This window comes from Sphingorhabdus sp. (genome assembly GCF_044239005.1).
Lineage (GTDB): Bacteria > Pseudomonadota > Alphaproteobacteria > Sphingomonadales > Sphingomonadaceae > Sphingorhabdus_B.
This window is the reverse complement of the sequence record NZ_JBIICH010000001.1, coordinates 15810-39688: the sequence shown is the minus strand read 5'-3', so window position 1 is coordinate 39688 and position 23879 is coordinate 15810. Positions and strand designations below refer to the sequence as shown.

The 23879-nt window shown below is 57.2% G+C and carries 23 protein-coding genes and 1 tRNA gene; 14 read left to right on the top strand and 10 right to left on the bottom strand.

The features are described from left to right. Window positions 1–17: 17 nt before the first annotated feature. Window positions 18–1385, top strand: coding sequence for a M48 family metalloprotease (locus ACILQA_RS00180; RefSeq protein WP_395627859.1), 1368 nt, complete (start codon window positions 18–20; stop codon window positions 1383–1385). A gap of 42 nt (window positions 1386–1427) precedes the next feature. Beyond that, window positions 1428–2234, top strand: a complete 807-nt coding sequence (locus tag ACILQA_RS00175) for a DsbA family protein (protein ID WP_395627858.1) — start codon at window positions 1428–1430, stop codon at window positions 2232–2234. Here ACILQA_RS00175 and ACILQA_RS00170 read toward each other — a convergent pair. Both ACILQA_RS00170 and ACILQA_RS00165 read right to left on the bottom strand, forming a co-directional pair. Continuing rightward, complete coding sequence (locus ACILQA_RS00170; RefSeq protein WP_395627857.1) at window positions 2231–2917, bottom strand: RlmE family RNA methyltransferase; 687 nt, start codon at window positions 2915–2917, stop codon at window positions 2231–2233. The two genes, ACILQA_RS00175 and ACILQA_RS00170, sit on opposite strands and share 4 nt — an antisense overlap. Before the next feature lie 2 nt (window positions 2918–2919). Next, a complete protein-coding gene (locus ACILQA_RS00165) occupies window positions 2920–4104 on the bottom strand; it encodes a Ppx/GppA phosphatase family protein (RefSeq protein ID WP_395627856.1) in 1185 nt (394 codons plus the stop codon). 168 nt (window positions 4105–4272) lie between these two features. On the opposite strand from ACILQA_RS00165, the gene ACILQA_RS00160 reads away from it, so the two are divergent. From ACILQA_RS00160 to ACILQA_RS00135, 6 genes are all read left to right on the top strand, one after another. Beyond that, window positions 4273–4346 (top strand) — tRNA-Gln (locus ACILQA_RS00160). Window positions 4347–4495: 149 nt separating this feature from the next. After that, window positions 4496–5416, top strand: coding sequence for an aminotransferase class IV (locus ACILQA_RS00155; protein ID WP_395627855.1), 921 nt, complete (start codon window positions 4496–4498; stop codon window positions 5414–5416). A 14-nt stretch (window positions 5417–5430) separates the two neighbouring features. Continuing rightward, window positions 5431–6144: an HAD family hydrolase gene (locus tag ACILQA_RS00150; protein WP_395627865.1), complete on the top strand. Its 714-nt coding sequence runs from the start codon at window positions 5431–5433 to the stop codon at window positions 6142–6144. A gap of 202 nt (window positions 6145–6346) precedes the next feature. After that, a complete protein-coding gene (locus ACILQA_RS00145; protein WP_395627854.1) occupies window positions 6347–7342 on the top strand; it encodes a glutathione S-transferase N-terminal domain-containing protein in 996 nt (331 codons plus the stop codon). Beyond that, a complete protein-coding gene (locus ACILQA_RS00140) occupies window positions 7339–9129 on the top strand; it encodes an arylsulfatase (RefSeq protein WP_395627853.1) in 1791 nt (596 codons plus the stop codon). The genes ACILQA_RS00145 and ACILQA_RS00140 overlap by 4 nt, the downstream gene beginning before the upstream one ends. A gap of 128 nt (window positions 9130–9257) precedes the next feature. Then, window positions 9258–10367, top strand: a complete 1110-nt coding sequence (locus ACILQA_RS00135; RefSeq protein ID WP_395627852.1) for a hypothetical protein — start codon at window positions 9258–9260, stop codon at window positions 10365–10367. 47 nt (window positions 10368–10414) lie between these two features. Here the strand turns inward: ACILQA_RS00135 and ACILQA_RS00130 are convergent, their stop codons facing one another. The 4 genes from ACILQA_RS00130 to ACILQA_RS00115 are packed head-to-tail and all read right to left on the bottom strand — an operon-like array spanning window position 10415 to window position 13798. Further along, entirely contained in the window at window positions 10415–11311 is an 897-nt protein-coding gene (locus ACILQA_RS00130) for a haloalkane dehalogenase (RefSeq protein ID WP_395627851.1), read from the bottom strand. Window positions 11312–11313: 2 nt separating this feature from the next. Further along, on the bottom strand, window positions 11314–12204 hold the full coding sequence (locus ACILQA_RS00125) for a haloalkane dehalogenase (protein ID WP_395627850.1): 891 nt from the start codon (window positions 12202–12204) through the stop codon (window positions 11314–11316). Window positions 12205–12263: 59 nt separating this feature from the next. Next, window positions 12264–13181, bottom strand: a complete 918-nt coding sequence (locus tag ACILQA_RS00120; RefSeq protein WP_395627849.1) for a formylglycine-generating enzyme family protein — start codon at window positions 13179–13181, stop codon at window positions 12264–12266. Beyond that, window positions 13178–13798: a TetR/AcrR family transcriptional regulator gene (locus tag ACILQA_RS00115; protein WP_395627848.1), complete on the bottom strand. Its 621-nt coding sequence runs from the start codon at window positions 13796–13798 to the stop codon at window positions 13178–13180. Before ACILQA_RS00115 ends, ACILQA_RS00120 begins: the two co-directional genes overlap by 4 nt. Before the next feature lie 123 nt (window positions 13799–13921). Between ACILQA_RS00115 and ACILQA_RS00110 the strand changes: the two genes are divergently transcribed. From ACILQA_RS00110 to ACILQA_RS00095, 4 genes are read left to right on the top strand one after another with little or no spacing between them, the layout of a single operon-like run. After that, window positions 13922–14191, top strand: a complete 270-nt coding sequence (locus ACILQA_RS00110) for a hypothetical protein (RefSeq protein WP_395627847.1) — start codon at window positions 13922–13924, stop codon at window positions 14189–14191. Window positions 14192–14195: 4 nt separating this feature from the next. After that, window positions 14196–14828 (top strand): hypothetical protein, encoded by a 633-nt coding sequence (locus tag ACILQA_RS00105; protein ID WP_395627846.1) that lies wholly within the window; start codon window positions 14196–14198, stop codon window positions 14826–14828. Then, entirely contained in the window at window positions 14825–15283 is a 459-nt protein-coding gene (locus ACILQA_RS00100; RefSeq protein ID WP_395627845.1) for a hypothetical protein, read from the top strand. Before ACILQA_RS00105 ends, ACILQA_RS00100 begins: the two co-directional genes overlap by 4 nt. Further along, window positions 15280–16908 carry a sulfatase-like hydrolase/transferase gene (locus ACILQA_RS00095; RefSeq protein ID WP_395627844.1) on the top strand — a complete coding sequence of 543 codons (1629 nt, stop codon included), beginning with the start codon at window positions 15280–15282 and terminating at the stop codon, window positions 16906–16908. Before ACILQA_RS00100 ends, ACILQA_RS00095 begins: the two co-directional genes overlap by 4 nt. 24 nt (window positions 16909–16932) lie before the next feature. On the opposite strand, the gene ACILQA_RS00090 is transcribed toward ACILQA_RS00095, so the two are convergent. Next, the gene (locus ACILQA_RS00090; protein ID WP_395627843.1) at window positions 16933–17835 is read right to left on the bottom strand and encodes a LysR family transcriptional regulator; all 903 of its coding nucleotides are present in this window, start codon (window positions 17833–17835) and stop codon (window positions 16933–16935) included. A gap of 90 nt (window positions 17836–17925) precedes the next feature. On the opposite strand from ACILQA_RS00090, the gene ACILQA_RS00085 reads away from it, so the two are divergent. Further along, window positions 17926–18861, top strand: a complete 936-nt coding sequence (locus ACILQA_RS00085) for a sterol desaturase family protein (RefSeq protein ID WP_395627842.1) — start codon at window positions 17926–17928, stop codon at window positions 18859–18861. Beyond that, complete coding sequence (locus ACILQA_RS00080; protein WP_395627841.1) at window positions 18858–19436, top strand: hypothetical protein; 579 nt, start codon at window positions 18858–18860, stop codon at window positions 19434–19436. Before ACILQA_RS00085 ends, ACILQA_RS00080 begins: the two co-directional genes overlap by 4 nt. Before the next feature lie 31 nt (window positions 19437–19467). Here the strand turns inward: ACILQA_RS00080 and ACILQA_RS00075 are convergent, their stop codons facing one another. The 3 genes from ACILQA_RS00075 to ACILQA_RS00065 are packed head-to-tail and all read right to left on the bottom strand — an operon-like array spanning window position 19468 to window position 23860. Continuing rightward, window positions 19468–20835, bottom strand: coding sequence for a mannitol dehydrogenase family protein (locus ACILQA_RS00075; RefSeq protein ID WP_395627840.1), 1368 nt, complete (start codon window positions 20833–20835; stop codon window positions 19468–19470). After that, window positions 20832–22232 (bottom strand): glucuronate isomerase, encoded by a 1401-nt coding sequence (gene uxaC, locus ACILQA_RS00070; protein WP_395627839.1) that lies wholly within the window; start codon window positions 22230–22232, stop codon window positions 20832–20834. The genes ACILQA_RS00075 and uxaC overlap by 4 nt, the downstream gene beginning before the upstream one ends. Further along, complete coding sequence (locus ACILQA_RS00065) at window positions 22229–23860, bottom strand: family 43 glycosylhydrolase (RefSeq protein ID WP_395627838.1); 1632 nt, start codon at window positions 23858–23860, stop codon at window positions 22229–22231. Before ACILQA_RS00065 ends, uxaC begins: the two co-directional genes overlap by 4 nt. Between the last annotated feature and the right edge of the window lie 19 nt (window positions 23861–23879).

Below are 23879 nucleotides of genomic sequence, written 5' to 3'. Positions count from 1 at the left end.
CGCGCCATTCACTGCATATGAACAATTCTGTATTTCGTGCCCTGCGAACAGCATTGGTGCTGTTTCTTGCCATATGGATATCCGTGCGCCCGGTTATGGCGCAGTCCATTTTGCGCGATGCTGAAACCGAAGCTTTTTTCAAAGAAATTTCCGCGCCATTGATTACCGCGGCGGGGCTTGACCCGAACAATGTCGACATCATCCTGATCAATGACAAATCCGTCAACGCATTCGTCGCGGGCGGGCAAGCGGTCTATCTGCACAGTGGATTGATTGACGCCGCGACCACCGCAAACGAAGTGCAAGGCGTGATTGCGCACGAACTTGGCCACGTCGTCGGCGGCCATGCCGTGCGCTTCGACGAAGGCGCTTCGGTCGCGAGCGGCATCAGCATTGCCAGCTTGATACTTGCCGCTGCGGCCATGGCGGCTGGCGCGGGCGAAGCTGGCATGGGCATATTATCCGCGGGCCAGCAAGCCGCGATGGGCAAGTTCCTTGCCTATAGCCGTGGACAAGAAGGCACAGCCGATGCGTCTGGCGCGCAATATCTCTCTACCGCAGGCATTTCGGGCCGTGGCTCCATCAGCTTTTTCAAAAAGCTACAGAATTTCGAATTCCGCCTCGGCATCCCGCAAGAGGACAGCTATGGCCGCACCCACCCCTTGTCGGGCGAACGTATTTCGGTGCTGCAGGACAAATATTCCGCCGATCCGGCGTGGGATGCACCGCTAAATCCGAAGTGGGAGAGTGATTTCAAACGGATCAAGGCAAAGCTGACGGGCTATCTGTCGGACCCGACGGCAACGATGCGCGATTATCCCGAAAGCGACAAAAGTGTGCCTGCCCGCTATGCCCGTGCCTATGCGTGGCATAAGTCTGCCTATCCGCAAAAGGCGCTGGATGAATCATCGGCACTCGTCGCGTCGGCCCCCGAAGATCCCTATTTCCTTGAATTGCATGGGCAAATATTGCTGGAATCCGGCCGCCCAGCAGACGCGATTATACCGTTACGCAAAGCGGTGAGCCTCACGGGAAATCAGCCGCTGATCGCCGCCATATTCGGGCATGCGTTGATTGCCACCGAGGATAAGACAAAACTTGATGAGGCGGCTCAGGTACTGAAAGCCGCCGTCACCAAAGATAATCAAAATCCTTTTGCCTGGTACCAATTGGGCGTCGTTTACGAACAAAAGGGCGATAGCGCGCGCGCGGCCCTCGCCAGTGCGGAGCGTTATTTGATGGAAGGTGCGCCGCAATTGGCGTTGCCGAATGCGCAGACCGCAATGGCTGGCCTGCCCGAATATTCACCCGATTGGATACGCGCTCAGGACATCAACATGGTTGCCGAAGCAAAGCTTGCGCAGCTCAAGAAGCGGAAACGCTGAATTGGCTGGCCACTGGGTGCGGCGGGGGCTAATCGGGCCGCTATGAACAACATGACGTCGCGCACGCCGCTTATCCTTATTCTTGCCGCCACACTTTTGCTGGCAGCCATCGGCGCTTATCTGTTTTGGCCAAAAGATAGCATGTCCGTGCAAGAACCAGCAGGCGCTGCAGCAGAGGAGGCCGCCAAGGCTGCCGCAGCCGCGGGCATGAACGCCAACGACCGCAAAGCGACCGAGGCAATTGTACGCGCATATATATTGGAAAATCCGGAGATTATTACAGAAGCCATTGGCGTCTTGCAAAAGCGTGAGGCAACGCAGCGCCTCAGCGCCGTGGGCGCTAAGCTGACCGAGCCCTTCCCCGGGGCGGAGTTCGGGAATCCCAATGGCGATGTCACGATCGTCGAGTTTACCGATTATAATTGCGGATATTGCCGCTCCAGCGTTGCAGATGTGCAAAAGCTTATCGATAGCGACAGCAATATCCGCGTGGTCATCCGCGAGCTACCGATCCTCAGCGCGACCAGCCGCGATGCAGCCTTATGGGCACTCGCAGCCGCCAAGCAAGGCAAGTATAAGGCATTTCATGACGCGCTGTTCAGCGGTGGCCGCCCCGATGCCCAAAGCATCCGTGCCGCCGCTTTAAAAGCAGGGATGAACCCCGCCGCTGCCGAAAAATTTGCGCGCTCGCGTGAAGCGATTGCCGAGGTCGAAAGCAACCTTGCGATCATGCAACAAGTTGGCTTTGGTGGCACACCAACCTTCATTATCGGCGACCAGATATTGGAAGGTGCGGTTGGCTTTGATGCCCTGAAAGCCGCAGTCGCGAAAGCGCGTAAAGCGGGTTAAGCTTTCTTTCCCTGCGCGATCACATACCATTCCACCGATCCTTTGCGGCTTGCCGGAGGCTTGGCGTGTTTGACCGTGGTGAAGTTGTTTTTCAATATGCTCAGCATCACCGGGTCGGTTCCCCCAGCAAACACTTTCGCGACAAAATCGCCGCCGGGTTGCAAAACCTGAATAGCAAAATCGACGGCCGCTTCGACCAGACCCATTGTGCGTAAATGGTCGGTCTGTTTGTGGCCAACGGTGTTGGCCGCCATATCTGACAAGATGAGGTCCGGTGCGCAGCCGAGTTCGGCAATCAGCCTATCCGGCGCGCTGTCGTGCATGAAATCCATTTGCAGCAACACAACACCTTCCAGCGGGTCGACCGGCAACAGATCGATACCCACGATGGCTGCCTTTGGCTGTTGCCTGCGCACCACTTGTGCCCAGCCGCCCGGCGCGACGCCCAAATCCACCACGGCTTTCTTGCCGCGCAAGATGTGAAACTTCTCGTCCAACTCGACCAGCTTATACGCCGCGCGGCTGCGATAGCCCTCGCCCTGCGCGCGTTTCACATATGGGTCGTTCAACTGCCGCTCAAGCCAACGGGTTGATCCAGCGGTGCGCCGCTTGGCCGTCTTGACCTTCTGTTTACCGGCCAGTGTCCGGCCGGAGTTCTTACCACCGAATAAATTGTCTGCCATTTTCAGTTCCGCCGATTTCTGCGTTTTGCATCGCTCGCCATCAGCGCACGCAAAATGCCCTCGCGAATGCCGCGATCCGCAACGCCCAGCCGCTCACCGGGCCATATATCAAAAATAGCCTCAAGGATGGCGCAACCGGCAACGACCAAGTCGGCACGCTCATGCCCAATGGTCGGAAATTCAGCGCGCCCCTCTATAGTGCGGCCGGCAAGCTCGCGGCTAATTTCGCGCATCGCGGCGGTCGGCAAATACAACCCATCCACAGCGCGGCGGTCATAACTGTTCAGTTTCAAATAGACGCTGGCAAGCGTGGTGACCGTTCCCGAAGTCCCCAAAAGCCTGCGGTCCCCGCCATCCTCCGGCAAACGTGCGGCGAACGCGGCAAAGCTTGCCATCACCTTTGCGCGCATCGCTGCGTAAATGGCGTTCAACCGCTCAGGCGTCTCTGCCTCGGCCCGTTCACTTTCGGTCAACGAAACCACGCCCCATGGAACGCTCACCCAGTCTAATATCTCGGGAACACTGCCACTGGTTGACACCAGCACAAGCTCGGTTGATCCGCCGCCAATGTCGAATATCAGCGCAGGTCCCGTTCCCTGCTCAAGCAAGGCATGGCAACCCATGACGGCAAGGCGCGCCTCTTCCTGTGGGCTGATGATGTCGAGATGAATACCGGTCTCGCGCTTCACACGTTCAATGAACTGCGCGCCGTTGACGGCCTGACGGCATGCCTCAGTGGCGACGGACCTTGCCAGAACGACATTACGCTTTCTCAACTTCTCGGCGCATACCGAAAGTGCCTCAACCGCGCGGTCCATGGCCTCATCGCTCATCCGGCCTGTCGCGGTCAGCCCCTCGCCTAGCCTTACAACCCGCGAAAATGCATCGACGACGGTGAAATCCTCTCCGCCAGCCCGCGCGATCAGCAATCGGCAGTTGTTCGTTCCAAGGTCGAGCGCGGCATATGCTGTCCGATCAAGCCAGTTACGCCGCAAAGCTGCGTTATCTGCAGGAACAAAGTCCTTGGAAGGTTTAGGAGGCGCTTTAGATATGTGTGCACGCGCTGCGCCCTCAGCCGAAGCCTGCTGCAGTTTTGCAGCCTTGGGTGCCGCATTCTTGCGACGGGGCGGCTTTTTACGTTTACGCCCGCGTCCCTGTTGCGGCGATGGCGCGACATTCTCGCCCATAGCCGTAAACTCACTTCTTATTTTCTATCCGGGCAGATGTGCTGCCGGTACCTGACGCCTTGATACGCGCTGCACGTGAAAAATTCAACATTTTTGAATATCGTCGCAACCGGCCAAATTCAGCAGCTTGACCGTGCACGGGCACCAGCATATAGGCCCGCCTTCTATTCCCCGGTCGTCTAACGGTAAGACTACGGACTCTGACTCCGTCTATTGAGGTTCGAATCCTTACCGGGGAACCAACCGCACGCGTCATCAAGATGTCGCTTGGTTTCGTTTCCACCAAATGTCAGACACGCGATGACGCAGCGGTTCTCTCCGAAGCTTTACGAGATGGACGTTGCGCGTTCCTATTTGACGCGCCCGCCCGGCCAACGTTACGGTCAACAACATGGCACTTGGAACGCATGATTTCGTCTCTGATTCGCGCAATGACGCGATCCTCATCAACGTTAATGGTCAGCTTACGCCGCGTGCGCAGGCTATGGTCTCTGTCTTTGACAGCGGCTTCATGCTGGGCGACGGGGTTTGGGAGGGTATCCGCGTTCACGCCGGACGCATGGCCTTTTTGGACCAGCATCTTGACCGTTTGTGGGAAGGCGCAAAGGCAATTGCCATGGACATCGGCATTTCCCGCGCGGAAATGAAGGAACGCCTCTATGCCACCATAGACGCGAACCAGATGGACAAATGCCATATCCGGCTGATGGTCACGCGTGGCATCCGTTCAACGCCGTATCAAGATCCACGTGTGGTCGTCTCACCCGCGACCATTGTCATTATTGCCGAATATAAAGACCCGCTTCCCGCAACGGTTGATCGCGGCCTGTCATTGTTTACCGTCCACGTCCGTCGCGGTGATCCGGCGGTGCAGGATCCCAAGCTCAATTCGCATAGCAAACTCAATTGCATCACCGCTTGCATTCAGGCGGCGCAAGCGGGCGCAGATGAAGCTTTGATGCTCGACCCGCATGGCTTTGTCGCCACATGCAATTCCACGCATTTCTTCATCGTCCGCAAGGGAGAGGTGTGGACCTCCACCGGTGATTATTGCCTCGCCGGCATCACGCGCGCCAACGTCATCCGCATGTGCCGGGAGAATGATATTCCTGTGTTCGAACGCAACTTCTCCATGACCGATGTCTATGGTGCCGATGAAGCTTTTGTTACCGGAACCTTTGCCGGGGTTGTTCCTGCGCATACCATCGATGGCCGTGTCTTGACCGATGGAAAGGGGCCAGTCGTCGAGCGCCTACAAAATCTCTACCGCGCCTTCATCGAGCGCGATATTGCGGGCCAGAGTCGGCCTTGACGCAGCGGATATGCATGTGGTCGGGACCACGAAACATCTCGACGGCTATGATGCGCAGCTTTTCGTCGCGCGCGGATTGCGCCGTCAGTGACGAACCCTTCTACGGCTGTTTCCTTGCACATAGCGGCGAGCCGCACCCCATGGCAGCAGAAGTCATCGCCGATATGGATTGCGACTGGTCCAGCGTAGCAGCCCACCTTTCCGGTCCGGCACCGGGAGGTGCGCCCTTATGGTATCAAAAGCAAATGACCCACCATATGGTCGGCCCAATCCAACCCGATGATTTGACCAACTGCCGCCACGCCTTTCTGGTTCGCGAACCTGCCTATATGGTCGCCAGCTACCGCGTTAAGCGAGAGAGCGTGAACGTCGAAGACCTTGGTTACGCAACCCAGCGTGCGTTCTTTGATCGTATCGCCGACCGGACCGGCCATGCCCCACCCGTCGTCGACAGCGCGGACATTCTTAAAAACCCTGCAAAGACGCTAGCTTTGCTATGTGATGCGCTCAACATCACATGGGATCCCGCCATGTTGTCATGGCCCGCTGGTATCCACCCAGATGACGGCATTTGGGCAAGCCATTGGTATGACGCGGTCGCGGCCAGCACCGGCTTCCAAAAGCCAGATATACGCCCGCTCAACCTCGACGATGAAGCCCGCTACGTCGCAGATGCCTGCATGGCCGACTATGAACATCTGGCCCAACATCGCATTGTTGCACCTTGATTTTTGGCCGCGCGCGTCTTGCAACGGCGCCAATGGCAAACTTATCGCTCGCCTTTGAATGCGCTGAACAGCTCAGGCAGCGGCGGAACAATCGGATCATTTATCCACATGCTTTCAGCGTCCCCGCCCATATATTGACATTGATAATGTCAATATAGCCCATTACACACCATGCCGGACGATGACGGAAGGAACTACGGCCATGTATACGATCAACGGCGCACTCGGATCGCCCTATTCGATGAAGATGCGCGCGCTTATGCGCTATCGCCGCATCCCGCATTTGTGGGTGCATGGTGCAGATTCGCGCGATGCGTTGAGCAAGGTGAAGGCCCCCGTCATCCCCGTGATGGAATATCCCGATGGGACATTTCACAATGACTCGACGCCGCTCATCTATGATCTGGAGGCGCGGCATTCCGAACGCTCGGTCATCCCGGCTGATCCGGCACGCGCCTTTATCGCGCATTTGATTGAGGATTTCGCCGATGAGTGGGTGACAAAGGCGATGTTCGGCTATCGCTGGCTGGAGGAGGTCGACCAGATCCAGATGAGCCGCTGGCTCGCGTTTGACGCGATGAAGGGCGGAGGGCTGGCGACCAGTCAGGGCTATGCCGAACAGTTCCGCGCCCGCCAGGTCGGCCGCATGGCGATTGTCGGCTGCGCCGCCGAAAACTTCCCGCTGATCGAGGCGTCAACCCGCGCGATTTTGGGTGCGCTGGAGGCGCATGTGGTGGACCAACATTGCTTGTTCGGTTCGCGGCCCAGCATGGCGGAGTTCGGGATGTACGGCCAATTGTCACAGCTGGGCGTTGACCCCACGGCGCAGGCGATGATGCGCAAAGATTTTCCCTACAGCTTCCGCTGGCTGCTGCATATTGATGATATGTCGGGAATAACGGGCGAATGGGATAAGGCAGATGCGCCCTTTGCGCCTATTATCACCGCTTGGTTGCAACAGGTGGGCGAAATCTACATGCCCTTCCTGCTCGCCAACGCAGCGGCGATTGAGGCTGGCGAAGATAGCTTCCACATCACCGCGATGGGCCTGCCCTATACGCAAGGTGTTTTCAAATATCAGGTGAAGTGCCTCGCCGATTTGCGCGCGCGCTATGCCGCGTTGGATGCTAATGCGCGGGGGCGCATTGACCCGCTGCTCGCGCAGACGGGCTGCCTTGAGGCTTTGCGGAACCAATGAAGCTGAAAGGACCGGCAAACCTATTGACGGCGCTGGCGTTGCTCAGCCCAGCCACGCTTGGCGCACAGTCCGCGCCCGCAAAAGCCCCCAATATCGTCATCCTATTGGCCGATGATTGGGGCTTTAGCGATGTCGGGGCCTTCGGCGGGGAGATTGCGACGCCCAATATCGACGCGCTTGCCGCCAAGGGTGTGCGTTTTTCGAACTTCCATGTGGCAGGGTCGTGCTCGCCAACGCGCGCGATGCTGCAAACCGGCGTGATCAATCACCGCGCGGGGCTGGGCAATATGCCGGAGACAATTCCACCGGAACATCTCGGCAAACCGGGTTATGAGTCGCATCTGAACAACCGCGTCGTGACGATTGCAGACCAGCTGCGCGCGGGTGGCTATCGCACCTATCTGACCGGCAAATGGCATCTGGGCCACACGCCCGATACCTTGCCGACGGCACGCGGCTATGACCACGCGCTCGCGCTGGCGCAATCGGGCGCCGACAATTTTGAAGATAAGCCCAATCTGCTGATTTATGACAAGACCAAGTGGAGTGATGATGGAAAGCCGGCCAAACTGCCGAAGCGCTTTTACTCCTCAACGCTGATTGTCGACAAGATGATCGGCTATATCTATCGCGGCAGGGCGAGCGGAAAACCGTTTCTGGCGTCCGTCAATTTCATCGCGAACCATATCCCGGTGCAGGCACGCGATGCGGACATTGCGGCTTATGCCGGGCGCTATAATGCTGGTTGGACCGCGCTACGCAAAGAGCGCCGCGCCGCAGCGATTGCGAAAGGCGTGATGCCTGCGGACGTTGCGATGGTGACCATGGGTACCAGTGGTGACTGGTCGAAATTGTCAGCAGAGCAAAAGCGGCAACGTGCGGGTGCGATGGCCGCTTATGCTGCCATGGGCACGGCGATGGACCGTGAAATCGGCCGGTTGATTACGCATTTGAAGGCCATCGGTGAATATGAAAACACCATCTTCGTGTTTCTGTCGGACAATGGCGCGGAAGCGACTGATCCCATGCACATGGGCGCATTTACGCGCTGGAACGCCAATCTTCTTTATGATCAAAGCATCGCCCAACAGGGACGCCCGGGTTCGCTGACCGCACAAGGTGCGGGATTTGCCAGCGCATCGGCATCGCCGCTGCGTGGTTACAAGTTTACCGCGAACGAAGGTGGCTTGCGTGTCCCGATGATCATAGCCTGGCCGGGCAACCCGGCGATTAAGGGTGGCCGCATTACATCAGGTTTTGCGCATGTCACCGATATGCCGCTGACTTTGCTAAAGCTCGCAGGTGTCGCGCCGCAGCAAGGCAGTTTTTCGGGACGCCGCGTCGAGCCCATGATTGGGATGGACCTGACACCGATGCTCACAGGGGCTGCATCGTCCGTCCATTCGGCGGACAAGCCATTGGGCTATGAATTGTCGGGCAATGCGGTGCTTTTCAAAGGCGATTATAAGCTCGTCAAAAACCTGCCGCCTTATGGCGATGGCCGCTGGCGGCTGTACAACATTACCACCGACCCCGGTGAGACCAACGATCTGTCCGGTTCAGACCCGCAACGTTTTGCGGATATGCAATCCGATTATGCCGCCTTTGCCAAGGCAAACAACGTGCTGCCTATGCCGGACGGTTACACCGCGCCCAAACAGATTTTCACAAACGCCGTGCGCACGTTGCTGATACCGCGGCTTATCGCGTTATGGCCGGTGGGCGGGCTATTATTGATAGCAACAGCGGCCGTTATCTGGTGGCGCAGACGGCGCGCTACAAGTTGAAGGGCTATTGGCCCAGTCCCTGGCCCTGCGAGGACGGTGGCCCTCGGCGGTTACAGTCAACGCCCGATCCCCTGGCCCTGGCAGAGCCTAATAGTCTGCGGCTCACGGCGACCTCGCGGCGCCGGTTGATGACGACGATGACCGTGCTAGGCGATCCGGGCGAGATTTTTCTGCTGGCCCATCAGGCGCTGCGATCGCAGATCGGATTGCCTACCACCGCGCAGGTCGAGCGTATCGATCCGTTGACGCTGCGCCCTATCGCACGCAGCCCCCGCCTCGACGGCGGCCCGATGTGGCCGGGCGGGATGGCCATTCACCGCAATGGCGACCTTTACACCGTCTACGGGCGCTACATCCATCGCCTAGCCCGCGCAGATCTAACTGTCCGCGCAGCAGCCAGATTGCCGGTCGATCAGCCCTATAACAGTTTCGTGATCCTAGATTCGGGGTTGATCGTCACGAAGAATCTCTCCGATCGTTCCACAGCGCAACTTTGCGTGATTGATCCAGAAGATTTAACCATGGTCTGCCCGCCGCTTGATTGCACAGAGCCATCGGTGGCGCGGCTCAGCGCCGTTGGAAATACCGTCTATGTCGTGGGTGTGCGTACATTAACCCGCTATCATTGGGATGGCACTGCCCTGCGGCGTGACGATAGCTGGGCCTGCCCCTATATCGGCAACAGCCAGCGTAGCCATGGCTGGGATGCCGTGATCGGAGACCGTCACCTCTGGCTGATGGACAACGGCCAGCATCGTTACCGCACAAGCATGGTCGGGCGCGGCGTTGCGCAGGCACCCAATCGGCTCATTCGCGTTGCACTTGCAGACGCTGAAGACTGGCAGTGTATCGACGTCAGCGGTTTGCCGGGCGGCAGCATCACCAACCCGCCGCTCTGGGACGAAGCAAGGCAGATCGTCATCGCATATGACAGCGCCAATCGCGTCATCTGCGGCTTCCGCTTCGAGGAAGAGAAGCGCGCGCTCGTGCCATTATGGAGGAAAGATGGTTTGGGCTGCGCCAGCCATATGCTGCATTTTCCCGAAAGCGGTCTAATTTGTACCAATGATTATCAGCGCCGCGAAGCGATCGTCCTGCTCGATATCACCAGCGGAGCGACCGTTGCGCGCGTTGAAACAGGTGGGTTCATGCAAGGCGTGGTGTTTCCGTCACCCGGTTGGAATCAAGATTTCTATTGTTGCTCAATGGACCAAGTGACGCGGGTCGCATTTACGTGATCCGCGCCGCTGAAGAATAGCCCGGTATTTAACCGCCGGACTTACGCCTAGGCAGCGATGAAATTGCGGATCAACGCGACCAGCTGTTCCGGCTGATCTTCCTGACAAAAATGGCTGGCGTCGATCCGGCAATGCGGTTGCCCCTTTGCGCCGGGGATGCGTCGTTGAATTTCCGTATCGAGATGACCGAGCACCTTGTCCTGATGGCCAAAGCAGGTGAGCACCGGTTTGTCGAAGCGTTCAAGCTGTGCCCATGCCGCGACGTTTTCGGCGACTGACAGATGGTCCGGGGTCACGGGCACGAGCACAGGAAACTGGCGCGCGCCGGCCTTGAAACTCTCATCAGGGAACGGCGCATCATAAGCGGCGATCTCGGCGCTCGTCAGTGCGCGGTTACAACCGCCGTCAACGATCCGGCCGCTCTTGAATTCGGGCGTAGCCTGGCTGAATGCGCGCCAGCCATCGAAACCCGGACCAATATTCTCCCCAACGGGCAGATAGGTGTTTGAAATCACCAGCCGCGCAAAACGATCGGGAAAAGCCGCAACCAGCCGCAGCCCGATCAACCCGCCCCAATCCTGACAGAACAGCGTGATGTTGTTCAGATCAAGCTGCGTCAGCCAGTCGCTCATCCACGCGACATGGCGTTCATAGCTATAATCGTCGCGGCTGGCAGGCTTGTCAGACTTGCCAAAGCCGATCAAATCAGGTGCCAGCACGCGGTGCCCGGCGGCGGCGAGCGGGGGTACAAATTTGCGGTAGAGATAGGACCAGGTCGGCTCTCCATGCAGCAGCAGGATCGGCGCAGCGTCGCGGGGGCCTTCATCGACATAATGCAACCGCAAGGGTGGCGTGCCCTGCGTTTCAACCTCAACATAATGTGCCGCAAACGGATAGTTCGGAAGGTCGGCGAAAGCGGCCTTGGGGGTGCGCAAGACCTTCATGACTATCGCACTTTTAGGATGCAGTCGACGAAGCCTTGCGGATCATTTTCCTGAATGAAGTGACCGCCCTTCAACGTGCAATGCGGCTGGCCCGCAGTGCCGGGAACGCGGCCGATGAAACGGCTCTCGCCCCCGCGCGTGACGGGATCGCCGTCGCTAAAGCAGCACAGGAATGGCTTGTCCCATTTCTCAAACACTTCCCACGCACGTTTCTGGTCGGGGATCGCCACATTGTTCTCGAACGGAACGAAGCTCGGGAATATCCGCGCTCCTGCCTTGTAGCTACTGTCCGGAAACGGCGCGTCATAAGCGGCGATCTCAGCCGCGCTGAGTGCACGCTTTGCGCCGGCGTTGACGATCCTGCCGATGGGGAAAAACGGGCTCCATTTGGAAAAGGCACGCCAGATAGCAAAAGCGCGCGGTGGCGGGCCGCCTTCGGGCAAGCCGCCATTGGACAGCACAACGCTGGCAAAGCGATCCGGCATTTCTGCGACAAGGCGAAGCCCGATCAGCGATCCCCAATCCTGACAGACGAGCGTCATGTTGCTCAGGTCAACCGCCTCAATCCACTGGCGCATCCAGCCAACATGGCGTGCATAGCTATAGTCGGTTTTTTTCGTGGGCTTGTCCGATTTACCGAAACCAATCAGGTCAGGCGCGACAACGCGAAAGCCCGCCGCGACGACTGGGCCGATCATGTGACGGTACAAATAGCTCCAGCTTGGTTCGCCATGCATCATCAGCACCACTGGCGCATCGCGGGGGCCTTCATCCACATAATGCACACGCAACGCCGTGCCGTCCGAGGGATCGGCAATCTCCACATAATTTGGCGCAAAAGGAAAATCGTCGATTGCGGCAAAGGCGCTGTCGGGTGTGCGTAGGACTTTCATGCATTAATCCCTAGAAATGGTTATATTGGCACTTAAAGTGTCATATTATCAATGGCGGGTCAAGACGCTGGCCCAGCCTTCTTCGTATCGACCAGCCGAAACCCGATATGGTCGGTGCCTAGTCCGCGTTCCTGAAACTGACGCGCCGCGGGACGATAGCGCGCGCAATAATTGGCCGCGCAAAGATAGGATCCGCCTTTTATGATATTAACCGGTTCGCTGGCATCGGCGCGCGATCCGCTGCTGCGTGTCCATTCCCAGACATTGCCGATCATATCATACAGACCGTATCCGTTCGGTTTGAAACAACCCACCGGCGCGCGACCGATATAGCCGTCGGTGTTGAGGTTTTTGACCGGGAAGACGCCTTGATAGTAATTCGCTTGCGGTTTGCCCTTTGCATCAACCGGTTCCGGCAATGCCACCGCGCCGCCGCGCGCAGCATATTCCCACTGCGCCTCGCTCGGCAATTCCTTGCCAGCCCACCGCGCATAGGCCTCTGCATCCTGATAGGCGATCTGGACAACGGGTTCGTTGTCGCGGCCAACGATGGACTCTTTCGGGCCGGAAGGATGGCGCCATTGCGCCCCCACGACCCAGCGCCACCAACGCGGGTCGTCGTCCGACGGGATATTGAACACGGCAGAACCCGGGACCAACATTTCTGGCGGCGCACCGGGCAGCTTGGGCGGATCGCGCTCCGATATGGTCTTGTAACCGGTCGCTTTTACAAAGGCCGCGAATTGGGCGTTGGTCACTTCATGTGTGTCGATCCAGAACCCCTTAACGGCCACCGTCTGCGGCGGACCTTCCTCTGCATAATGCGGATCATCCCCCATCACAAAGCTACCGCCCGGGACCCAGACCATTTCATTGTCTTGCAAACCGGTGCACATTTTTTCGGGCGGCACATCTGCATCGCCGCAGCCAGGCAGCAGCAGCACCAGACCAAAAACGAGACCAAAGCGCTGCATCATTCCTCCGGCATGCCGGACATGGCATCGCTCAGCAAACGACGCACAACAGCCTTGGCATCCTCAAAAGGCAGTTCCTGATCATGCCTTAACAATCGCCATGTCTGGAAACTCAATATCACATTGAGGCTGCGGGTACCGACCACATCAGCCTTTACCGACACCGGCAAATGCGCCTCGGTGCTGTCGGATTCGAGCCGCAGCATCCGGCGATAGTCCTGCATCAAATAGGGCGATTGGAAGCGTTTGAGATTGGCCGAAATCCGGTAAGGCAGGATGGTTTCGAAAACCACTGCCCGCCGGTCCGCAATGTCGAACAGCTTTTCCTTCCAGCTAGCGCCGCTTGGTGGTTCGAGGATGATGGGCATCACCTGCGCCGCAATCACCTCCCCCATTTCGCGGTACAGCTCGTCCATATCGTCAAAATGTCGGAAAACGGAGCGAAGCCCAACACCCGCAACCTCCGCAACACGCGCGGCGCTGGGCGCTACATCGCCCTTACCGACCAGATCGACCATCGCTGCGACTATCTTCGATCGGCTAGACCGGCTGCGTTCCCGCCGACCATCGGCCAGTGGCGCTTCTGCGCGTGATGTCATTTTGTGCGATGCGTTGGTCATGGGGGCATGTTTTGCGGCAAACGGCCGCTGGTGCAAGCGACAAAAGCGATTGCAAATATATTTTGGCACAATTAATGCCAATAATATTCCGCCGCTTCGTTGCGGGACGCAAAAGATAACTGGGTGAAGGAAAAGACAAGGATGTCAAAAGCAGTCTTCATTTTGACGGCGTCCGCGCTGATACTCTCAACTGCACCACTGTCGGCGCAAGACAATGTGCGCCAAGCGTGCATGCCCGATATTCGTAAATACTGCTCTGCAGAGTTGGCGACTTTTAGCCGCGACAATGTCCGCGCCTGCCTTATCAAGAATATCAAGAAAACATCACCCGCCTGTAAAGAGGCAGCAAAAGCCCAGCGCGATGCCGAGCGCGCCAAAAAGAAGGGTAGTTAGAGCCATGACAGCATGGATAATCTGGGGAACAGCGTTGCTCGCTTATGGCGTATTTCGGCTCTGGTACGATAATTGGTCAGGCCCGCTGAAACCTGACGAAATTGATGCGTTTCTTGCGCAAATGGCGGGACGTTTCGAAGGCACTGGAAATAGCCAGCAGGTTATGCGCGCGTTCCTTGAAGCCGATGACGGCCGCGAGTTTGTCATGCTCAATCTGGTGAAAGCGCAGATGGAGCAAGTGGAAGACCCCAAAACCGGCCAAATGGTTCAAGGCTTCGATCTGCTGAAGCGCTATTCGCAACGCTTTATGCCGGCTCTATTTCGCAATGGCGGCCATCCCGGCATGGTCGGACGCAAGGTTGGTGGATATATTGATGCTTGGAACACCGAGGCGGATCCCGATTGGACGATCTTTGGCCTCATGCGTTACCGCAGCCGCCGCGACATGATAAAGCTGGTTAGGGACCCCGCTTTTATGGAGGGCCATCCCGATAAGCTGCTTGGTACGCTTGCGACATTTTCATTCCCGACACAGCGGGTTGTGTCGTTTTACGTCAGCCCGCGCGTCACCGTTGCGCTCATCTTGGCGCTGGCGGCAGCGCTTGCACATCTGGCCGTCTTAACGGTCGCCGGATGAACGCTTTCCTGCCACCCAGTACAAATATCCACTATCGTGGATCCCGTTACGCTGCGTGGTTTTTGGCCTTTTATGGCATTGGCTGGATCGTACCGGGGATGATCCACAGTTTCCTGCCTGATGGCGGTGCGGGCGTGATTGCAGGGCTTGATCTCAGCCATAATCCAACGATGATTTTCGGCATGTTTGCCTGGGCGGGCGCGACGCAGATTGCGCACGGCATTGTCACCCTCTTGGTCGCATTGCGCTACCGCGCGCTCGTGCCGCTGTTCCTTTTGGTGTCTCTGATCGAGCGCCTGTTGCTGAGCTGGTCCGGCTGGATAAAGCATGTGCCCGTCAGCGGCCATCACCCGCCTGAACATTATGCCAGCCTGATTTCGCTGCCGATAATATTATTGTTTCTGTGGCTATCCGTGCGGCGATCAAGCAAAACCCAACCGGAGAGCCCAGAATGAAAAAATGGACATGGATCGGGGCATTGGCGCTGTTGATCGGCGCGGGCTATTTGGGTTTTCAGCAATATAAAATCTACATTCCCGGCATCATCAGCGAATGGCGCGAACCGATTGGCGAAAATCGTCCCATTGCATGGGCGCAGGGCCCTGCGGTCGCACCCTCTGGCCAACGTCCGCCCAACGTCATCCTGATTGTTGCCGACGATTTGGGCGTGAATGACATTTCGCTGTACGGTGGCGGGGTTGCTGGTGGCGCGGTGCCGACACCCAATATCGATTCCATTGCCAAACAGGGCGTTAGCTTTGCCAACGGCTATGCCGCGAACGCCACCTGCTCGCCTTCCCGCGCGGCGCTAATGACGGGGCGTTATCCGACACGGTTCGGTTTTGAATTTACCTCAATTCCAGCGGCATTTGCCTCAAATCTGGCACATAATGATGGAGATTCTCCTTATCCAACCATCTATCATGAAGAACTGAACCGCGACCTGCCGGCCTATGCCGATATGGGCGTGCCCAATGCGGAAATCATGTTGCCCGAAATACTGAAAGCCCAGGGGTATCACAATATCCACATCGGCAAATGGCATCTGGGTGAAGCCAAACCATTGCGACCAACGTCGCAGGGGTTTGACGAAAGCCTTGGCATACGGGCGGGCGGCGATTTGTTTATGGCCGAAGATGATCCGCAGGTCGTCAATGCAAAACTGCCATGGGACCCGATAGACCGCTTTTTATGGGCGAACCTGCCATATGCGGTCTATTGGGGGGACAGTGCGCGTTTTCGCCCCAAAGGCCACCTGACCGACTATTTCACCGACAATGCATTGGCCGCAATAGAGGCGAACAAGAACCGGCCCTTCTTCATGTATCTGGCCTATAATGCGCCGCACACCCCGCTGCAGGCGCTGAAATCGGACTATGACGCGTTGCCACAGATTAAGGACCATACCCAGCGGGTCTATGGCGCGATGATGCGTCAGCTTGACCGGCGGATTGGCGACGTGCTGCAAAAGTTGAAGGACACAGGGCTCGACAACAATACGCTTGTTATCTTTACCAGCGACAATGGCGGGGCTTGGTATACCGGTATCAAAGATCACAATACGCCCTATCGCGGCTATAAAGGCACCTTCTTTGAAGGCGGCATTCATGTGCCGATGATGATGCGCTGGCCCGGCAAGATCGCACCGGGGACGGTTCGCAGCGATGTCGCGCAGCACCTTGATATGTTTGCAACCATTGCAGCGGCAACCGGTGCGCGCTTACCCACCGATCGCAAAATGGACAGCTTCAACCTGTTTGGCACTGGACCGAAACGCGAAGTGACCTTCTGGCGTTCGGGGCATTACCGCGTTGTGCGCGCAGGCGACTGGAAATTGCAAGTTTCCGAACGGCCCAACAAGGTGTGGCTATTCAACCTCGCCACCGATCCCACCGAACGTGTCAATTTGGCGGCCAAGGATCCGGCGCGCGTGGCGGAACTGCGCAAGTTGATTGACGCGCAAAACGCCGGTTTGCCCAAGCCCCTTTGGCCCGGCTTACTAGAAGGCGCGATCCGGATCGATGTTCCGTTGAATGCCGCATGGAAACAAGATCAGGAATATGTCTATTGGGCCAACTGATCGCGCGCTGATGTCGCCGGAAATTCAGCCTACGCCGGTTTGCATCACAAAAGCATTTTGCAATGCATCCAACACTGGGTCAGCCCCGCCATTTTTGAGCGTGATTGCGCTTACGTCATAGCGTGCCGCATAGCTTGGGTGCATCGGCACGACCGTCAGATTGAGCGCACGTGCGTCCCTATGGGCGAAGGAAGCAGGCAATAATGTGATCATGTCGCTGTCGGCGACCAACGCCAAGCACGACACGAGGCTTAAAACGCGGTAATGCGGGAAACCGGCGTTGCGATATTTTTCTTCTATGTCCGTCGGAATGGCCGAGCGGTAGATTTTCCCATAGCCGGGAATGGCCCATTTATATCGCAGCATCTCATCAATGCTGAAGTCGCGGTGCAACGCGGGATGGTCCTGACGCATAACCGCGACATAGGGCTCGTCGATTATCCTGCTTATCTGAAACAACCGCTTTTCGGGAATGGCGCTGACGGTCGTTGAATGGAAAAGCAGCAAGTCCGCTTCCCGTTGGCGCAACCGTGCTGCGGCGATGTCTAACGGAAGCGTTTCCGCCGTCACGCGGATGTTCGGATGTGACTTGTAAAATGCAGCAAGTGCAGGCGCCAATGATGCTTCGATGACCGCAGGTCCGGCAATCAGCCGCAAATGTCGGCTACCGGTTAAGACCTCATCGCCGATTTGGTCCGCTAGCGCCAAAAGTTCCTCAGCCCTTTGCGCAAGACGGTTGCCGGCATCGGTGGGGACAACGCTGCGCGTGGTCCGGTTGAACAATTCTGCGCCTAGTTCTTGTTCGAGCAGCTGCACCGACTTTGTCAGTGCCGAATGCGTCATGCCAAGCTCGCTGGCGGCGCGGCTAAAACTCTTGTGGCGATAAACCACGACGAACCGGGATAGCCTATTCAGATTTATATTCATGTTCCAATAATTACATAATATGCATTTATTATTCAATTTTTTAAATCGCCAACCAGACTATTCCTTTTATTAATCGCGGGGGAGAATTTTGTGACAGTTACGCAGCTCATCAACCAAAATTGGGTCATCATATCGCTTACTGTTTTTGGGCTGGGCATTTTGTTTGAACTGGGTGCCATTCGCTTCCTCAAACGTAAGGGCAACGTCCCGGCCAAAGACTCCTTGCTGTCCATATTTCTGGGGCTCGCAAGTGACCCGGTAAATGCCATCTTTGCGTTCATCACCACCGCTGCTTTATTTGCAGCGGCGCCCTTTGCCATTGGCGAAATACCGATCACCTGGGGATCGTTCTTATTGTGCTTCGTGCTCGATGATCTGCGATTTTACGTGCACCACCGCATATGCCACCGCGTCCGTTGGGGTTGGGCCATGCATGTGGTCCATCACTCATCCACCAATTTCAACATGCCCATTGCGCTGCGCCAAAGTTGGATGAAGCACTTTACCGGAACGATGATGCTCAAAATTCCGCTAATTTTAATCGGCTTTGATCCGGCATTGGTTGTTTTTTGCGGGATCCTTAACGCAACCTACCAATTCTTCCTCCACACCGAAACGATCGACCGTTTGCCACGGTGGTTTGAATATATTTTCAATACGCCGAGCCACCACAGGGTGCACCATGGCCGCAATCCAGAATATCTGGATGCCAATTTTGCCGGTACGCTGATCATCTGGGATCGCATGTTTGGCACATTCGTCGAGGAAGACCGCGCCGTACCGGTTGACTATGGCTTGGTCAAAAACCTTGAGACGTTTAATCCATTCACAATTTTAACCCACGAATATGTCGGGATAGTGCAGGATGCGTCGCAGCGCGGGTTGAGCCTGTGGCAGCGTTTTTGTTACATTTTTGCGCCACCCGGTTGGAGCCATGATGGATCACGGTTGACGTCCGAAGACATTAAACGGGAGGCGGGTTTGCTCCCCAATAGCAATACGCCAGAATCCGTGACGAGCGTATGATGCCCGCCCATTATGCTTTATCCGACGCGGCCATTGTGTTGGTCACGATTATCGCCGGAAATGCGCTTTGGCGAAATGGCCGATATTTACCGGCATTTGCGATGGCCTGCTTTGGCGTTGCAGCCTCCATCGGCGTGGTGCGTTTTGGGGCTGGTTTGCAGGATGCGCTCGCCGCTTTGCATGCGGGTGCGTCTCAATTGTTGGGCCTTGCGGGTGCCGTGGCCATATTATCCAGCTATCTGTTCCGTCCCGCGGATAGACACATAATATCGATAATCGCGCTCATCCTGTGCACCGCGACCGCGATCTTTTTGTTCGCGCAACCGCTGCTCGGCCCTGTTTTCCTATTGGCGTTAGTGCTCGTATTTCTTGCCTCAATCGTGCGACCCGGCCCGTCGGGGCGGACGTGGCTTGTGCCAATTGGTTGCGCCGTGATGCTTGCAAATACGTTGTTCATTCGGCGTGCGGCGTGGCTTGATGAGGCTGTGGCTTGGCACATATATCACGTGCTCATCGCCTTAGCTCTCGCTGCACTCGCCAAGGGTTTGATGTCCACCGAACGGGGCGCGCACTGATCCAGCGTCGTTCGATGTGCGCCACAATTGTCTATAATTGACGCGCAATCTCGAGCAGATCCGCTTCGCTTGGCGTCCAAGCGCTCGCCATTATGCCACCGGCACTGAACAATGCGGCAGATATGCCGTGCGCCCCTGCTTGGGCCCATGTTGCTTTCAAAACCTCTGCCAAAGGATCATCTACAATGCCATTGTCCCCGCGAATATGGCATAGCCATCCGCTGATGGCGGTCAGGATAGACGGGCATCGTTTCCCCCTCGCCTGTTGGCTGGCCAGCGTTGCCAACCAGCGCTGGGGGATTTTCTGGCTGCCATCCATCGCAATCTGGATGAGCCGGTGGTTGAGCGCGGGGTTTTGAAACCGCGCGATCAATGCGTCGGCATATGCGTTGAGATCTTGTCCCGGCGCGGGCTCCAGACTGGTCGCTGCTTCATCGCGCATCAGGGTGTTTGCCAAGCGCGCCAATTCAGGATCAGCGATGGCCTGATGCACAAATTCATGGCCGCGCTTTAAACCCAAATAGGCGAGCGCGGAATGCGCGCCGTTTAGCAGACGCAGCTTGGCCTCTTCATAAGCGTGGACATTCGACGTCATCAACGCGCCATGCTTTTCCCAAGCCGGCCGCGGCCCCGCAAAATTGTCTTCGATCACCCATTGGCTGAACGGTTCTGTCACCACCATCGCATCATCGCGCAGGCCGGTGAGTGCCTCGGCGCCCTTCCGATCAGCTTCGGTAGTTGCCGGAACGATGCGGTCGACCATCGTCGATGGGCACGCACATTTTTCCTCGAACCAGCTGACAAGCTCCGGCGCATGACGATGGAGATATGCGGTCATCAGTCGCTTCAACTGCGCGCCATTTCCCGCAAGATTGTCGCAACTCATCAACGTCAGGCCGGGTGATCCGGCGTCACGTCGCCTCCGGAATGCTTCCGCCAGATAGGCATATACCGAACCACCATCCGCCACATCAAAGTCGATTGCGCCGTCCGGCGCGCGGCAATAGCCTTTTTCGGTGATGGTGAAGCTGACGATATGGGTCGCTGGATTCGCCAAGGCCGCGATAAGCCGGTCGCGTTCCTCCGCAGCAACGATCACATCTGCAACCGAACCGATGACGCGGACCTTGCTGCCATCTGCGCTCTGTTCGACGAGCGCATAGAGGCCGTCTTGCGGACGCATTTGGTCGCGCACATTGCCCGAACGCAGCGACACGCCCAAGATACGCCAATCACCGCTTTCTGCGGCCATGGCATCGTCGGTATAGGCTGCCTGATGCGCGCGATGAAACGCGCCGATACCGAAATGCACGATGCCAACGCCGCGCGTATCGCGGTCATATGCGGGCCTCGTAACCGCCACGGGCAAATGCGCGAGGTTAGCGTCAGAAAGCCTCATAATTTATACGCTGCTTTTGCCAGATTATAGCTCAGGTCCACCGCGAGCTCGGCGGCTTCCCATTCTTCCATGCGGTGTTCGGCAACCAATTGCGCCAGAAAACCGCAATCGATCCGGCGGGCAACATCGTGGCGCGCCGGTATCGACAAGAATGCGCGGGTGTCGTCATTGAAGCCGACCGTATTATAAAAACCGGCGGTTTCCGTCATCTGGTTGCGGAAGCGGCGCATACCTTCGGGGCTGTCATGGAACCACCATGCGGGCCCAAGCTTCAGCGCTGGATAGTGCCCCGCCAACGGTGCCAATTCGCGCGCGTACGCGGTCTCGTCGAGCGTAAAGAGAATGATTGTCAGGTCGGCATTGTTGCCGTGCTTGGCCAGCAATGGGTGCAGTTCATGCACATAGCCAGTGGACGTCGGAATATCCGCCCCCTTGTCGCGTCCGAATTGATGGAACAGCGATGGATTGTGGTTGCGGAACGCGCCGGGATGAATTTGCATGACCAAGCCGTCGTCAACGCTCATGCCCGCCATTTCGGTCAACATCTGCGCGCGGAACAATTCTGCGTCAGCGGCGGAGCATGATCCACGCACGACACGGGCAAACAGCGCCTCTGCGTCGGCCGGCGACAAATCCGCCGTACGCGCGGTAGGGTGACCATGATCGGTGGAGGTCGCCCCCATCGATGCAAAGAAGGCGCGGCGCTGGCGGTGCGCGGCCAAATAGCCAGTCCAGCTGAAACAATCCTCACCGGTCAATGCCGAAAGGGTTTTCAGATTATCGACAAAACCTTCGAATTCGGGGTCAATAACCGGATCAGGGCGATACGCCGTTATGACACGACCGGACCAGCCGCTGTCGCGTATCGCTTGATGGTGGCGCAAATCGTCGAGTGGGTTCTCGGTTGTGGCGATAACCTCAATATTATAGCGTTCGAACAATGCCCGCGGCCGAAACGCACTGGTTTCGAGCTTTGCGGTAATCGCGTCATAATAATGATCTGACGTGTCGGCCGACAACAGAACGTCCAAGCCAAAGCTTTCGGCAAAGACCCAGTCGAGCCACATACGCGAGGGCGTTCCCCGAAACAAATGATAGCGTTCGGCGAACAGCCGCCAGCTTTCGCGTGGGTCAGCATCGGCATTGCGGATGCCCAGCGCCTCAAGCGGAACACCTTGCGAATATAACATGCGCAGGACGTAATGATCGGGATGCAGAAGCAATTCCGTTGCATTGCCAAAAGACGCATCGGTCGCCCACCATTCGGGATCGGTATGGCCATGCGGGCTGATGATCGGCAAGTCAGCCACTTCGGCATATAGCCGGCGGGAGATATCCCGAACGGCAGGGTCCGTCGGGAAAAGCCGGTCAGGATGAAGTTTCAGGGGCGTAGTCAAGGTAAAGCCTCATAGGTGAAATTGCGAAAGCGGACTTCGCCTTGTCCGGCGGCATAGAGCGCTGGACGCAGCGAAAGGAAATCATAAGCGACATTATGGTGATAGCCCGATACTTCCATTTGGACGTCGAACTTGCGCCATGTCTTGCGGCCATCATCGCTGGTGTGAATGGTCAGGATGTTGCGGTCGTTGGTCAGACGGATCGACAGTTTCGACACAGCGCTGCCGCCGGGGTCGCGCTGTCCTGGAATGGCGCCGCGTGGCCGTTGCAGGCCATAGCGATGCATGACAAGGCCCTTACTGCCAAAGCCCAATCCTGCATAAAGCCGGCGATTGTAGAACAGCAATATACCGCCTTCCGCTCCGGGATCGGTTTCAATATCCACAATGACGCGGTACGCCTGATCGCCTGCCAACGCGCATAAGGGCGCGCAATCTGACGGCGTCTTGCCCTTGGCCGCCATATGCAGGGTGCCGCCAACCCGCTTCAGCCTATTGGCTTCTTCATTGGCCGGATCATAAAACGCCCATTGCGTGCCCATTTTGTCCGTCGAAAAATCATCCGACAATGGCGCGCCATGTGGTTGAGGGCCAATATCGCGCGGCTTCTTAATCGGGCGGGACAGATCACCACCCAATGGACGCGGCCAGCCATCAGCGTCCCATTTTACGGGCTCAAGCAGCGTCTGCCGGCCCAACGTCCAATAGCCATTTTCATAGCCATGATACATCATCCAATATGTGCCGCCCGGGCCTTCGAACAATGTCGCATGGCCGCGCGACCACCATTTTTCACGCGCTGATAAAGTCCGGATTATCGGATTGCGCGGACAATTCTCCCATGGGCCAGCGAGCGATTTGCTGCGCGCCATGATGACCATATGACCAGTAGGCGGGCCAGCGGTGCCGCCCACCGCAGTCGTCATATACCAATAGTCACCGCGCTTCATGATCTTAGGACCTTCGGGCGCGAATGTTTCAACCACCCATTCTTCCGGATAACGCCACGGGTCGTAAACATGCTCGACATCGCCGACGGTCGATAAGCCGTCGCCTGATAGCTGAACACGGTCTCCACCGGAAAGAAACAGCCAACGCGTGCCGTCGTCGTCTGCCACATGCGCAGGGTCGATATGCAGGGGCAAATTCAGGTCAACCGGGTCGCTCCACGGCCCTTCGATCTTGTCCGCGGTGATGACGTAGATCGATTTCTTTTCAGGGGTTCGCGCCGGAATGTAGCAATAGAAACGGCCCTCATGTTTCACCAGATCTGGTGCCCACACTGAACCAATTGGTTTTGTCAGTGCGGCAGTAACGGGTCGCCAGTTCACAAGGTCTCGGCTGTGCCAAATGACAATGCCGGGATATGCGTCAAAGGTGGAGAAAGTGAGATAATAATCCTCTCCGTCACACACCAATGACGGATCGGGATGATCGCCCGCAAAAATGGGATTAAGGAAACGACCATTGCCCAAATCGGCACGGCGTTGGCCTTCAAACCCCTTCGCCCAACGCATCGCTGCATGTGGATCAAGGCTGGAGGTAGCGGCCGATCCTTGCGCGCGGGCTGCGTAAGGCAGCAGTGGCGTGGAACCCAAAAGCAAAAGGCTCGTGCGGCGGCTAATCATCGCTTCATTCCTTTTAGGG